Source organism: Mesorhizobium sp. B263B2A (genome assembly GCF_020165775.1).
In the GTDB taxonomy this organism is placed as follows: Bacteria; Pseudomonadota; Alphaproteobacteria; order Rhizobiales; family Rhizobiaceae; genus Mesorhizobium; species Mesorhizobium opportunistum.
Genome location: NZ_JAIUIU010000011.1, coordinates 24,321 through 37,322, shown reverse-complemented (window position 1 = coordinate 37,322; position 13,002 = coordinate 24,321). Strand labels below are relative to the sequence as shown.

Below are 13,002 nucleotides of genomic sequence, written 5' to 3'. Positions count from 1 at the left end.
TCATCACCTCACCATGCTCAACGCCGCGATCAATCTGATCGAGGAGCCAGAACAACTGATCTGCGAATATTGCGGCGCGACCAGCGGCCTTCGCATCACGGCTGACGGCGGCATGTTCGCTTTCGGATTTCGCATCCAGCCGGCGCAATACACCTGCGCGGACTGCTTCACCGGGACCGACACCGGCCCGAGCTTTGATGATTTGCCGTTGGCTGAGGAGTTTGGACTATGAGCGACCCTGTCGACATCACAGAAGACAAGTTCGAAAGCGTCGGCGCCGTGGCGGGCAACATCGTGCAAGGCCGCCGCGGCGAGCGCGACTGGAACGGCCAGCCCATCAGCGAGCCTGGCATCTACCGCAAGATCCCTATGGACGCCTACCATGGGCAGTTGACCGTCGGGCCGTCCATTTCCTCCAGCGGTCTGCGCGAAATCGAAAACCGATCGCCGCTGCACTATTTCGCGACGTCGTATCTCAACCCGGATCGGCCGGAAGATGAAGCGTCGACGCCATCGCTCGACTTCGGCCGCGCGGTTCATACCCTGTTGCTTTCCGAAGACGGGTTCCAAGACGACTATGTGGTCCGGCCCGAGAAGTACGAGGACGACGAGGGCAAGTGGAAGGCGTGGAACGGCAACGCGACGGTCTGCAAGGAATGGCTCGCCGGCGCCCGCAAGGCTGGCAAGACCGTCCTTCTGAAGTCGCAGGTCTCCGACATCCACGGCATGGCCGAGCGGCTGGCGAAGAACCAGGTTGCGGTCGATCTGCTGCGCGGTCGCATCGAGCGGTCAATCATTACCAAGGATGCCAAGACCGGTGTCTGGGTGAAGTCGCGGCCGGACAGCATTCCGCGAGACACCATCATTGCGGACCTGAAGACGTGCGCCGATGCTTCGCAGGTCGCTATCGGTCGGTCGATCATCAACTATGGCTATCTGCAACAGATGGCCTTGGCGATCACCTGTCTCGAGGAAGTCGGCCAGCGCCAGGTCAATGAATCGGTGCTGCTGTTCGTCGAGACCAGTTATCCCTACGCCTTCAACATCAAACCGCTCGACAATGGCGATATCCATACCGCCATGCGGCAGAACCGACGGGCGCTGAACGTCTTCGCCGAGTGCCTGAAGGCCAACGACTGGCCGACCTATCTCGACAACATGCGGACTTGGTCCGCGCCGCAGTGGTGGTCGGATCGGAACGAAAACGATCCCACCTTGCCCGCTCTCAAAGGAAAAGCAGCATGAAAATCGAGCGCGCGGTTCGCGAGAAGACGTTCACCTTGACCTCGATCGCCGGGCCGTCCGGTTCAGGCAAGACCTATAGCGCCATCCTCTATGCGCGCGGTCTGGTCGGACCTGAAGGCAAGATCGGCTTCATCGACACCGAGAACAAGCGGTCACGGTTCTACGCCGATGTCGGCGGTGGCTTCGACGTCATCGATATGGATCCACCTTTCACGTCGGCCAGGTACGTCGAGGCGATCAATTCCTTTCAGGACGCCGGCTATACGGCAATCGTCATCGATAGCATTTCCCACGAATGGGAAGGCACCGGTGGTGTTCTGGAGCAGGCTGAAGAGATCGAGGAATCATCCAAGCGCGCCGGCCTGCACTGCTGGAAGAAGCCGAAGGGCGCCCACAAGCGGCTCATGAACGAACTGCTCCAGACCAAGGCGCATCTCATCTTCTGCTGCCGGGTCAAGGAGAAGGTCGCACAGGTCAAGGGCGCCAACGGCAAGACCGAAATCGTCAACCAGGGCTTTGTCGTCGTGCAGGAGAAGTCGTTCATCTACGAGATGACGGTTTCCATGATGCTGGAGGAAGGCACCCATGTTCCTTTCCTGCAGAAGTGCCCCGACGACTTGCGCGCCGGCTTTCAGGAAGGCCAGCAGATCACCGTCGGTAGCGGCAACGCCGTCCGCATGTGGGCCGATAAGGGCGCGGCCATCGATCCGGTATTCAAGGCAGACCGCCTGTCAGGCCTGAACGCTGCCAATCTCGGCACGCAAGCACTGGCCGACTGGTGGAAGGGATTGCCCCCTGCCCGGCAGAAAACCATGGAAGCGCTGAAGGACACCTTCAAATCGGTCGCCGCAGCTCGCGACCTCATGGCGGCCGAGCTTGCCGAGCATTCAGACAAGTCGCTGGAGGAACGTCTTGCGGGCGCACAGGGAGCCTCACCAGACGATGGCGGCTTCGACCGCGCCCATGTCATCCGCGAGACCGCAACGATGTCTGGCGCCTCTGCTAGCGAGCAGCAAACAACCATTGAAGACCCCGCTGATGTCTCCAGCATTGGCGGTCAAGGCAGCGACGGCGATCCCCCGTCCCCCGACGCCCAGGCCGTCGCTGCCGATCCTATCGAACCCGCTGAAGCGGCGGACCCGGAGGCCGGCGAGCATGAAGCGGCTGATAGTCAGTCCGCGCTGCCGGCCTCCGATCTCATCACCCGAAACCTGATGGCCGAATGCCTCGACAAGTTCATGGCGCTGGCCGTGGATCCTAGCGTTCCCGACGCCAAGCAGCGCCGGTCCAATGTCGAGTTCGCCAAGAACGCTTGGAAGGAAGCCCTACCCGCGCGGCTCGACTTCGTGAAGGCGTGCTTCGATACCGCCGACAAGGTGGTCAAGGGCGAACTGCAAGCGCCGGCCGCGCGCAAATACCTGGAGGGACTGATCTGATGTCGCCTACCAATCCGCACCTCTCGTCTATGAAGATGGACTGGCCGACCGAGTTCCTTGACCTGATCCGCGAGCGAGCGGCCGAAGAGGACGAAAACGTCTCGGCCTTCATCAGGAAGATCATTGCCGCTCATATCGAGTGGACAGGCCCGACCCGCAACATTCGAGACTATGCGCCGGCAGGTGCGCCATGAGCCCCCTCGCCCCATTCTTCCGCTGGCTGAACGGCAAGCGAGCCGAAAGGGCCATGCGCATAGCTGAACGCCGACGGGCTGCCATCATAGCCCAGCAGCAGTTCAGGAAGGGCAAGCATAGGGCCTTCCGCTATCTGGATGGCGATCTGCGGGCCGCGACGAATTCGAGCCTGGCGGCGTCCTGTGGCCGGAAGGCGGTGCGCTGATGGCCCGCACCGTGACCGAGTGGATCGGCAAGAACGACGACGCCCGCCCGCCGAAGTCGTGCCAGTTGCGCATCCTCGATCGCCAAGACAACAAGTGCGCCCTCTCCGGCCATGTGTTTGTGCCCGGCGACAAGATCGAGTTCGACCACATCGTCCCGCTCTGGCTTCACGGTGAAAACCGGGAGAAAAACCTTCACGCCGTCCTTGGCGAGCCGCACAAGCGCAAGACGAAGGCCGAGGCCGCGGTCCGCGCCAAGATCAACCGGCAGACAGCGCGCAACCTGGGCATCACCAAGCCCGCCGGCAAACTGCGCGGCCCCGCATTCCCTAAACCCGACAAGCCCGAGCGATCGTCCAAGGCTGCACTCCCTCCAAAGCGCATCTACGCCGCGAGGACATCCCCATGAAGCATCGCGCCCCGGAAGCCCCGGACATTACAGGAGATGGAAGAATGACTGAAGCGCCGAAGCATACGCCGGGACCGTGGTCGTGCTTTTACAAACACAAATACGATGAGTGGCACGTTTCCCTGCCGATCACTGGCAGCAGCATGAAACTGGCTCTCTGCCCCGATGGCATCCAGTCCGAAAATCGCGAAGCCGATGCGCACCTGATCGCCGCCGCTCCCGATCTTCTCGCCTTTGCAGAGGAAGTGCGCCGTCGCTGCATCGAAATGGACATGCCAGGCCATGAGCTTTGCACGCTCGCAGAGGCCGCAATCCTTCGCGCGAATGGAGGCACCAAGCCATGAACAGGGGAGAGACGCTGACCCAAGCCGTTATCGAGCGGCTGGCGAAGGAAGCCGGCGGCGAGGAGTACGGCCCGCGCTCTTGGAACATATCGTTCAAGCGTGGCGCGCTCCACCGTTTTGCCGACCTCATTGCCAACTTTTGCGAGGAATTCAGCACCCCTATAGCAGCGGGGAGCGGAGAGGCGACGACTGTCACTGACGAAATGGTCGAAGCGTTCCAAGCCAAGTATCGCGAGATCGGCGAGCGGGAGGGAGAGGCCGCACTGCGTCAGGTCATTTTCGACGCGCTGGATTTGTCCGAAGAGCTTCGCATCGAATGCACGTTCGATATCGTCAATGCATTGACCGCTGCCGGCTATGTCCTTTCCACCCCCGCAGCGCCAGAACTGGCGGTGAAGGTCGGCTGGGTGCTTGTGCCGAAAGAGTCTACGCCGGAAATGCAGAACGCCGCGATCCGCGCGATCCCGATGGATAGATATCTGGAAACAGGTAGCGGCAAGCGCAAGGTCACGCTCAGCACAGACGAATGCGCCGAAATTTACCGCATCATGGTCGAGGCTGCCCTCTCTTCCGTGAGGGAACCATGAGCGACCCGCGCAAGCCGCTATCCAACAGTCGTGACGGCTGGGGCATTCTCAACCCGCAGGGCAATCTGTGGACGCCCGAGATATTCGACACGAAGGAGCAGGCGCGGTCGTACTTCGTCCGCTTCTGGACTGGCGTCAAGTCCGCGCCTGATTGGTCGCAATACGGTCTGACGTGGTGCCGCCAGCGCACTGCACCCGTTCGCGAGCCGAAACAGGTGCGCCCATGACCCAGCCCTCCCCCAGCAAGGCGGTGAAGAGCGGGACGCCTGCTGACATCGAGCAGATCGCCACCCGGTTTGCCGGCGAATACCTGGCGCACGACATTTCATGCGAACGGCTTTACAAGGATGTGGTGGCGCTTCTGGTTGCCGAGCGCGAGCGGTGCGAAGCTTTGCTTCAGCCATGGAAACGCCGAGACCATCTCAGCCTTCATTGCGGCGAGGTGACCGCACAGGAATTTCGTACGGTCGTTGCTGTCTTAATAACGTGCCAATCCGCTATCCGCGCCGCCCCTCCCTCTGGAGAAGCGACAAAATGACGAGGGCGCTGGCGCTGACAGAACGACAGATCACGGTCCTGTGCCGTGGAGCCGCCAAGGCAGGCCATGTCGCGGAAGTCAAGATCGGAGAAGTCGTTGTGCGCCTTATCCCCAAGGCTGACGCACAGCCAGAGCGGATAATTGACCCCGGAAAGGATATCGAGCTTTGACCGAGGGTATGCCCAGGAAGCTGCCACCCTTCGTCGCCCGTCAGCGCTCGCGCCACGGCAAGGTCGTTTTCTATTTCCGAAAGGACAAGGGGAAACGTACTCGGCTCCCAGATTTGAACGCCCCAGACTTTGACGCCAAATATCTGGCCGCTCTTGCCGCCATAGAGCCGCCAAGGAAGGCGCTGGCGGGTGCCGGCAGCCTCGCATGGCTCATCACTCGCTACAAGGACAGCGGCGCCTACGCGGCCCTGTCTGCGGCTACCAGACGGCAACGGGACAACATCCTCAAAGGCGTCGTCGCCAAGGCTGGCCATCACCCCTACAAATCGATCTCGCGCAAGTCGATCGTCAACGGCCGGGAAGCGCGCGCCTCGACGCCGGCACAGGCGCGGAACTATCTCGACGCGATGCGCGGCCTGTTCCGCTGGGCGCTCGATGCCGAGTTCGTTGCGGTTGACCCGACTGAGAGCGTGAAGAACCCCAAGCGCCAAGCAGGTGACGGCTTCATTGCATGGTCTGAGGATGACGTGGACGCGTTTGAGGCGCGGTGGCCAGCCGGGACCAAGGAACGGGTCTGGCTGCACGTCCTGCTCTATACCGGCCTGCGCCGGGGCGATGCCGTCATGATCGGCAAGCAACACATCCGCGACGGCGTGGCCACTATTCGGACAGAGAAGAGCAAATTCAAGATGGAGGTCAGCATCCCGATTCTGCCGGTGCTGGCCAAGACGCTGGCCACCGGCCCTACCGGAGATCTGGCGCTGATCGTCGGGAGCAACGGCAAGCCGCTGACAAAGGAGAGCTTCGGGAATTATTTCCGGGTCGCCTGCAATGGGGCTGGGCTCAAAAGGCGATCGGCCCACGGCGTGAGAAAGATTGGCGCGACGAGGGCAGCGGAAGCTGGCGCGACCGATAAAGAGCTTGATGCGCTGTTCGGCTGGGAGGGCGGAATGATGTCGAAGCTCTACACTCAGAAGGCAGAGCGCAAGCGGCTATCTCGGCAGGCGTCAGAAAAAATAGAGAACGCTCAACGCCCTCCCCAAGTTTCCGATGGCCCTCACCCAGAAAAAATGGTAGGGTAATCAATGCTTTACAAAGGCTCAAAAGCCAAATGGTGCGGTCGAGAAGACTCGAACTTCCACGGGTTGCCCCACAGCGACCTCAACGCTGCGCGTCTACCAATTCCGCCACGACCGCACGTGGTAGGAGCCGGAACCGACCGGCTCGCGGCGTGTAGCAAATCGTTTCCGGCGAAACAAGTGCGCCGCGAGCAATAATCTCAAGCGATTGGCATAACGGTCCACAGGATTGGAAAACTGGGCCGGAACTGGACGTTTTGCCCGTTTGAGGCCATATGGAAGCAAATGCATGTCGCCCGGAAGTGCAAGGCGGTCTTGGGCTATGGTATGCATGGGCAAAAAGCGACACGCCATGACAGAACGCAGCCAGATCGCCACGTCATTCCTGCCCCTGCCCGGGTCAGCGCCGGTCGAATGGCGCCTCGAGCCCGGCCTCACCGCCTATCCCGACGCGCTTGCCTTCATGGAGGCGCGCGCCGAGGCGATCCGCAGTGGTGCCGCCGGCGAAATGGTCTGGCTGGTCGAACACCCGCCGCTCTACACCGCCGGCACCAGTGCCCGCATCGAGGACCTGATCGAGCCTGACCGCTTTCCGGTCTTTTCGGCAGGACGCGGCGGCGAATACACCTATCATGGGCCGGGCCAGCGGGTTGCCTATGTGATGCTCGACCTGAAGCGGCGCCGCGAGGATGTGCGCGCCTTCGTCGCGGCGCTCGAACAGTGGATCATCGGCACGCTCGCCGCCTTCAATGTGCGCGGCGAACGCCGTGAGGATCGGGTCGGCGTCTGGGTGGTGCGGCCCGATCGCCCCGCACTGCCGGACGGCTCTCCGGCCGAAGACAAGATCGCGGCCATCGGCATCCGGCTGCGGCGCTGGGTGAGCTTTCACGGCATCGCCATCAATGTCGAGCCGGAGCTCTCCCATTTCAGCGGCATCGTGCCGTGTGGCGTCCAGGATCATGGCGTCACCAGCCTCGTCGACCTCGGCCTTCCCGTTGGCATGGCCGACCTCGATCTGGCGCTGAAATCCGCCTTCGAGGATGTCTTCGGCCCGGCCATCGCGTTGCCTGTCAAAGCGGCCCGCAAGGCCGGTTGAGCCTTTCAATCCGGGGCGGCTCAGATGAGCTGCGCCGACGCCCATAACACACCGCAGCCATGGATGACGAATACCGCCAGCAGCGCGCCGGCGATGGCGAAGCGGTCGACGATGCGGATCGGCTCCAGTTCGTGACGCGGCTTTATCCCGCTGCCCACCGTCAGCAGGCTGAGGATCGAAAAGACCGCTCCCGCGACGATCAGGAACCCTGACGAGAAGCCAGCCTGCCGGCCGAGCGCCAGGAAGGCGGACAGCAGGAAGAACGAGGCCAGCGCCAGCACGATCGACCCCGGGCAGATCTGGCGCAGCACCTGGCCGCCGTCGAACTTCCACACCGGCACCAGATTGGCGATGTTGAACAGGGCAGCACAACCCGCCAGTGCCGCCAGCAGCGCGGCGGCGGCCTTGTGCCCCTCGCCGCCGGCAAACACGCTGGCGGCAATGACGATCGGCACCAGGAAGGCGGAGAACCCCGCCCCCATCAGCGCCACGAAGGCCACCTCGAAACGGCTGTTGTAGGGCCGGCCGCCAATGGCGATGCCGCCGAGCAGCGGGATGAAGATCATCCGCGCCTTGCGGTGGCCCATCAGGCGGAACGCCGCCATGTGGCCGAGTTCGTGCAAGGCCACGACCGACGTCAGGATCGAGGCCAGCGCCAGCCCGCCGAGGTGCAGCCCGAAGAACGGCCACAGGATCAGTGCCGACAGCACGGCGAAACCGACCTGGCTCAGCGGATGCTCGAACCAGCCGCCCTTGCGATACTGCCCGGTGACCGCCCAGCGCTGCAGCTTGGAAAGTTCGCGGCGCATGGCGAAATAACGGAACACCAGGAAGGCGACGCCACGGTAGCGGTCGGTCCGGCCGAGCGTCACCCGCGTGCCGCCGCCTTCCGAAACGAGATCCGTGGTCTCGCTATAATCCTTCCAGAACGAGCCATCGAGAGCGGTGTCCTCGATGACGCGCATCGTGAAGCTGCTGCCTTCGACGACGTCTTCGAGCTTCGACCTGCGCTCGATCGGCTTGCCGTCGCGGCCTTCCCATGACAGCATGATGCGGGCCTCGCCCTCCCCGTCCAGCGCTTGCGCCGACAGGATCTCGCCGGACCAGCCGGCATCGCTGCCGAGCGGCCACAGCGCCTGCCAGAGGCGCTGCCGGTCCATGGCAACCACGCGGCTGGACCTGACCGTGCGCAAACCAAGCGGCACGGTCATCAAGAGAAAGATCAGCCCGAGATTGCTGACCACCAGAATGGCGGTGATGATGGGCGACACCTGGACGTTGCTCCTGCCTTGGTGGAGAACCCTAACGTCGCGGCGGCAAGAAAGGCTTAACGGCGGGGGGGGGTTGCGCCCGCCGGAACTGCGGCGGCGCAAGCCGCCAAATCACATGGCTCCGATCCAGATCGCCATGGAAACGAGAAACGCACTCATGCAAACCAGCGAGACGACATCCTGAACCAGATCGGTCATAACTCTCTCCTGTTGTTGATATGTTCGCAATTTGTTCTAATTTTGTTTCAAAGTCAACGAGCAGAATCCGCCCGCGGCCGGAATCTTCGAGCGATCAAATCGGCAGGGTTAAGAAAAGGTTGACGGCGCGGCACCTATCAACAGGCACGCCAGCTTGCGCTCAATCTCGGTCGAGACAATAGTGGCTAAGCTGTGCGACTACCGAGTGATGGACGTGGGGCAACACAAAGGCGCCAATCAAGCCGATCGCTGGCGAAAGCGCATGAGACAAGGCCGCCGGTGGCGCCTCTCTCGCAACTTTGTAACCTGGCTGCTCATCCTGGCGATGGTCGCGATCTCTTCCACCCTGATCGCACTGAATGCTCACTGGCGGTTCTGAGCCCGAGCGACTCTCGAAGAGATCACAATCCCTGACGACAACTATATCCGCGGAAACTCTCGCTGGAGGTGTCCAGGGTGGACTCGCCCCTGCAGCGAGGTGCCCCTAAAGCGGCACCACCTTGCCGTCGGCCAGCGTGACGCGCCGGTCCATGCGCGATGCCAGCTCGTGATTGTGGGTGGCGATCAGCGCGGCGAGGCCCGACTGCCGGACCAGCGCCTCCAGCGCCTCGAAGACGTAAGAGGCGGTAACCGGATCGAGATTGCCGGTCGGCTCGTCGGCCAACAACACCAGCGGCGCATTGGCGACCGCGCGCGCGATGGCGACTCGCTGTTGCTCGCCGCCGGATAACTCGGCCGGCCGGTGCGAGGCGCGCTTGCCGATCTGCATGTAGTCGAGCAGCTGCGCGGCGCGCTCGGACGCTTCCTTGCGGCTCAGCCCCTTGATCAGTTGCGGCATCATGATGTTTTCCAGTGCGGAAAACTCCGGCAGCAGATGATGGAACTGGTAGACGAAGCCGACATCGTTGCGGCGGATCGAGGTGCGTTCGTCGTCGGAGAGCCGCCCGCAGGCCCGGCCGGACAGGATGACGTCACCGGCGTCGGGGCGTTCCAGCAGCCCGGCGGTGTGCAGCAGCGTCGACTTGCCGGTGCCCGAAGGCGCCACCAGCGCCACCATCTCGCCGCGCCGCAGCGCAAAATCGGCGCCATTCAGGATGGTGAGCTTACGCGGCCCCTGGACATAGTGCCGCTCGACGCTCTTCAGCTCGATAATGACCTCGGCCACTATTCGTACCTCAAGGCTTCGACCGGATCGAGGCGAGCCGCCCGCCATGCCGGAAACACGGTTGCCAGGAAGGACAGGCCGAGCGCCATGATGATGACATAGGTCGTCTCGCGCGGATCCATCTTTGCCGGCAGCTGGCTGAGGAAGTAGAGCTCGGGGTTGAACAGCACCTTGCCGGTCATCCAGGAGAAGAACTGGCGGATCGATTCGATATTGGTGCAGATGACGACGCCGAGCAGCACGCCGGCAAGCGTGCCGGTGACGCCGATCGCAGCCCCTGTCATCAGGAAGATGCGCAGGATGGCGCCGCGCGAGGCGCCCATGGTGCGCAGGATGGCGATGTCGTGGCCCTTGTCCTTCACCAGCATGATCAGGCCCGAAATGATGTTGAGGGCCGCCACCAGCACGATCAGCGTCAGGATCATGAACATGACATTGCGTTCGACCTGCAGGGCGGAAAAGAAGGTCTCGTTGCGCTGGCGCCAGTCGACCATATCGATCGGCCGCTGCGCCGCCGCTTCCACCTTCGGTTTCAGCGCGTCGACATCGTCGGGATTGTCTACATAGATCTCGATCGTCTGCGCGCGTCCGTCCATGTTGAAATAGAGCTGCGCCTCGGAGAACGGCATGTAGACGATGGAGGTATCATATTCCGACATGCCGACTTCGAAGATCGCCGAAATCTTGTAACCCTTCATGCGCGGCGTCGTGCCGATCGGCGTCACGTCGCCATCGGGCGAGATCAGCGTGATGGTGTCGCCCAGCGTCAGGCCGAGATTCTCGGCCATGCGCTTGCCGATGGCGACGCCCTCGCCGCTGTCGAAATCGGCGAGCGAACCCTGTTTGATGTTGTTGGCGACGATGGCGATCTTGCCGAGATCCTCGGCGCGTATGCCACGCACCAGCGCACCGGTGCCGCCACCGACATTGCCTTGCGCCAGCACCTGGCCGTCGATCAGCGGGATGGCGTATTTGACGCCGGGCACCTCGTTGATGCGGCCGGCGACCTGGGCGTAATCCTCGAGCGGCGAATCGATTGGCTGCACGATCAAATGGCCGTTGACGCCGAGAATCCGCGTCAACAGCTCGGCGCGGAACCCGTTCATCACGGCCATCACCACGATCAGCGTCGCGACGCCCAGCATGATGCCGAGGAAGGAGATCGAGGCGATGACCGAGATCACCGTCTCCTTGCGCCGCGAACGCAGGTAGCGCCATGCGACCGTGCGTTCGAAGATGGAAAAGGGACCGGCGCCCGCCGATCTTGCTGCGGCCGCCTCGCTCATGCGGCGGCACCGAAGCGTTTTTTCGCCTCAGCGATCGGCAGCGTCTCGCGCTCGCCGGTCTTGCGGTTCTTGATTTCGACCTCGCCGGCGGCGACGCCACGCGGCCCGACGATCACCTGCCATGGCAGGCCGATCAGGTCGGCGGTGGCGAACTTGCCGCCCGGCCGCTGGTCGGTGTCGTCGTAGAGCACATCCTTGCCGGCGTCGGCAAAGGCGGCATAAAGCTCGTCGCAGACGCGGTCGCAGCCGGCATCGCCCGCCTTCATGTTGATCACGCCGATGTCGAACGGCGCCACGGCTTCCGGCCAGATGATGCCGTTCTCGTCGTGGCTGGCTTCGATGATCGCAGCGACCAGCCGTGACGGGCCGATGCCGTAGGAACCGCCGGAGACGAAATGATCCTTGCCGTCGGGGCCGGTCACCTTGGCGCCCATGGGCTTGGAATATTTGTCGCCGAAATGGAAGATATGGCCGACCTCGATGCCCCGCGCCGAGACACGGTCGGCTTCGCCGAGCTTGTCCCACGCCGCTTCGTCATGCATCTCGTCGGTGGCGGCGTAAGGCGTCGTCCACGTCTTGACGATGTCGGCGATCTCGCCGTCATTGGCAAAGTCGGTGTTTTCGCCGGGCACCTGAAGCGACAGATAATCGCGATCGCAATAGACCTGGCTCTCGCCGGTGTCGGCCAGGATGATGAATTCGTGGCTGAGATCGCCGCCGATCGGCCCGGTATCGGCCCGCATCGGGATAGCTTGCAGGCCCATGCGCGTGAAGGTCCTGAGATAGGACACGAACATCCTGTTGTAAGCCGTCTTGGCGCCCTCGAAATCGAGGTCGAAGGAATAGGCGTCCTTCATCAGGAATTCGCGCGAGCGCATGACGCCGAAGCGCGGCCGCACCTCGTCACGAAACTTCCACTGGATGTGGTAGAGATTGAGCGGCAGGTCCTTGTAGGACTTGACGTAGGCGCGGACGATTTCGGTGACCACTTCCTCATTGGTCGGACCGTAGAGCATGTCGCGGTCCTGCCGGTCCTTGATGCGCAGCATCTCCTTGCCGTAATCGTCATAGCGGCCGCTTTCGCGCCACAAATCGGCCGACTGGATGGTCGGCATCAGGATTTCCATCGCACCGGCGCGATTCTGCTCCTCGCGGATAATCTGGCAGACCTTGTCCAGCACCCGCTTGCCGAGCGGCAGCCAGGAAAAACTGCCCTGCCCCTGCTGGCGGATCATGCCGGCACGCAGCATCAGCCGGTGCGAGACGATCTCGGCCTCGCGCGGATTTTCTTTGAGGATAGGCAGGAAATAGCGCGACAAACGCATGGACTGGTCCGTGAATGAGAACGGCCGCACCAGAATCGGCGCGACGCAGGTTTGCTTGCCCCGGCTTCATAGCCATTTCATGGCGGAATGGAAACCCGGCCATAGCCGCACATCAGCGCCTTCCGGCCCGGAATCCCTTGGTTCCCGGGTCAGGCCGCGCTGGCAATCGAGCGTGCCGAACCACTTCGGATTTGGCCTCCAATTCTTTGCGCGCGTCAATGCAGAACATGCCGTAAAGGCTCCCTTGGACACTGCTGGTCGTTTCGAAAGCAAAGCATGCCATACTATTGTGCAGTGCAGCACGAGAATGCCTGTTTCGAGGCAAAATTCTTCGTGACATTTTCATTCGGCTTAGGCTAATGTCCCGCGATAACCGAGAGGGCGGAGACAAATCTGCTCTCCTACGCGGTCAAAGTCTTGGGAGGATGCGATCTAGGCGCGGTTACTCGCTGCCG

17 protein-coding genes and 1 tRNA gene are annotated in these 13,002 nt (G+C 62.5%); 13 read left to right on the top strand and 5 right to left on the bottom strand.

What is annotated here, in order from left to right; all coding sequences use genetic code 11:
- Positions 1–13: 13 nt before the first annotated feature.
- The 12 genes from LB568_RS18180 to LB568_RS18125 are packed head-to-tail and all read left to right on the top strand — an operon-like array spanning position 14 to position 6,209.
- Positions 14–232: a hypothetical protein gene (locus LB568_RS18180; protein ID WP_224730852.1), complete on the top strand. Its 219-nt coding sequence runs from the start codon at positions 14–16 to the stop codon at positions 230–232.
- A complete protein-coding gene (locus tag LB568_RS18175) occupies positions 229–1,245 on the top strand; it encodes a PD-(D/E)XK nuclease-like domain-containing protein (protein ID WP_224730851.1) in 1,017 nt (338 codons plus the stop codon). Before LB568_RS18180 ends, LB568_RS18175 begins: the two co-directional genes overlap by 4 nt.
- Positions 1,242–2,681, top strand: coding sequence for an AAA family ATPase (locus tag LB568_RS18170; RefSeq protein WP_224730850.1), 1,440 nt, complete (start codon positions 1,242–1,244; stop codon positions 2,679–2,681). Before LB568_RS18175 ends, LB568_RS18170 begins: the two co-directional genes overlap by 4 nt.
- The gene (locus tag LB568_RS18165; protein WP_224730849.1) at positions 2,681–2,875 is read left to right on the top strand and encodes a hypothetical protein; all 195 of its coding nucleotides are present in this window, start codon (positions 2,681–2,683) and stop codon (positions 2,873–2,875) included. The genes LB568_RS18170 and LB568_RS18165 overlap by 1 nt, the downstream gene beginning before the upstream one ends.
- The gene (locus LB568_RS18160) at positions 2,872–3,081 is read left to right on the top strand and encodes a hypothetical protein (protein WP_224730848.1); all 210 of its coding nucleotides are present in this window, start codon (positions 2,872–2,874) and stop codon (positions 3,079–3,081) included. Before LB568_RS18165 ends, LB568_RS18160 begins: the two co-directional genes overlap by 4 nt.
- Positions 3,081–3,488: an HNH endonuclease gene (locus LB568_RS18155; protein WP_224730847.1), complete on the top strand. Its 408-nt coding sequence runs from the start codon at positions 3,081–3,083 to the stop codon at positions 3,486–3,488. The genes LB568_RS18160 and LB568_RS18155 overlap by 1 nt, the downstream gene beginning before the upstream one ends.
- A 44-nt stretch (positions 3,489–3,532) precedes the next feature.
- On the top strand, positions 3,533–3,832 hold the full coding sequence (locus LB568_RS18150) for a hypothetical protein (RefSeq protein WP_224730846.1): 300 nt from the start codon (positions 3,533–3,535) through the stop codon (positions 3,830–3,832).
- On the top strand, positions 3,829–4,419 hold the full coding sequence (locus LB568_RS18145) for a hypothetical protein (RefSeq protein WP_224730845.1): 591 nt from the start codon (positions 3,829–3,831) through the stop codon (positions 4,417–4,419). The genes LB568_RS18150 and LB568_RS18145 overlap by 4 nt, the downstream gene beginning before the upstream one ends.
- A complete protein-coding gene (locus tag LB568_RS18140; RefSeq protein ID WP_224730844.1) occupies positions 4,416–4,646 on the top strand; it encodes a hypothetical protein in 231 nt (76 codons plus the stop codon). The genes LB568_RS18145 and LB568_RS18140 overlap by 4 nt, the downstream gene beginning before the upstream one ends.
- Positions 4,643–4,957, top strand: a complete 315-nt coding sequence (locus LB568_RS18135) for a hypothetical protein (RefSeq protein WP_224730843.1) — start codon at positions 4,643–4,645, stop codon at positions 4,955–4,957. The genes LB568_RS18140 and LB568_RS18135 overlap by 4 nt, the downstream gene beginning before the upstream one ends.
- Positions 4,954–5,127: a hypothetical protein gene (locus tag LB568_RS18130; RefSeq protein WP_224730842.1), complete on the top strand. Its 174-nt coding sequence runs from the start codon at positions 4,954–4,956 to the stop codon at positions 5,125–5,127. Before LB568_RS18135 ends, LB568_RS18130 begins: the two co-directional genes overlap by 4 nt.
- Positions 5,124–6,209 (top strand): tyrosine-type recombinase/integrase, encoded by a 1,086-nt coding sequence (locus LB568_RS18125; protein WP_224730841.1) that lies wholly within the window; start codon positions 5,124–5,126, stop codon positions 6,207–6,209. Before LB568_RS18130 ends, LB568_RS18125 begins: the two co-directional genes overlap by 4 nt.
- 30 nt (positions 6,210–6,239) lie before the next feature.
- Here LB568_RS18125 and LB568_RS18120 read toward each other — a convergent pair.
- Positions 6,240–6,324, bottom strand: a tRNA-Leu gene (locus LB568_RS18120).
- A 234-nt stretch (positions 6,325–6,558) separates the two neighbouring features.
- On the opposite strand from LB568_RS18120, the gene lipB reads away from it, so the two are divergent.
- Complete coding sequence (lipB, locus tag LB568_RS18115) at positions 6,559–7,302, top strand: lipoyl(octanoyl) transferase LipB (protein ID WP_140575987.1); 744 nt, start codon at positions 6,559–6,561, stop codon at positions 7,300–7,302.
- Between the two features lie 20 nt (positions 7,303–7,322).
- Here lipB and LB568_RS18110 read toward each other — a convergent pair whose 3' ends face one another.
- The 4 genes from LB568_RS18110 to proS all read right to left on the bottom strand — a co-directional run bounded on the left by LB568_RS18110 (position 7,323) and on the right by proS (position 12,547).
- Positions 7,323–8,573: a site-2 protease family protein gene (locus LB568_RS18110; protein WP_224730840.1), complete on the bottom strand. Its 1,251-nt coding sequence runs from the start codon at positions 8,571–8,573 to the stop codon at positions 7,323–7,325.
- Positions 8,574–9,255: 682 nt separating this feature from the next.
- Entirely contained in the window at positions 9,256–9,939 is a 684-nt protein-coding gene (locus LB568_RS18105) for an ABC transporter ATP-binding protein (protein ID WP_174324799.1), read from the bottom strand.
- The gene (locus tag LB568_RS18100; protein WP_224730839.1) at positions 9,936–11,222 is read right to left on the bottom strand and encodes a lipoprotein-releasing ABC transporter permease subunit; all 1,287 of its coding nucleotides are present in this window, start codon (positions 11,220–11,222) and stop codon (positions 9,936–9,938) included. Before LB568_RS18100 ends, LB568_RS18105 begins: the two co-directional genes overlap by 4 nt.
- The gene (gene proS / locus LB568_RS18095) at positions 11,219–12,547 is read right to left on the bottom strand and encodes a proline--tRNA ligase (protein WP_224730838.1); all 1,329 of its coding nucleotides are present in this window, start codon (positions 12,545–12,547) and stop codon (positions 11,219–11,221) included. Before proS ends, LB568_RS18100 begins: the two co-directional genes overlap by 4 nt.
- Between the last annotated feature and the right edge of the window lie 455 nt (positions 12,548–13,002).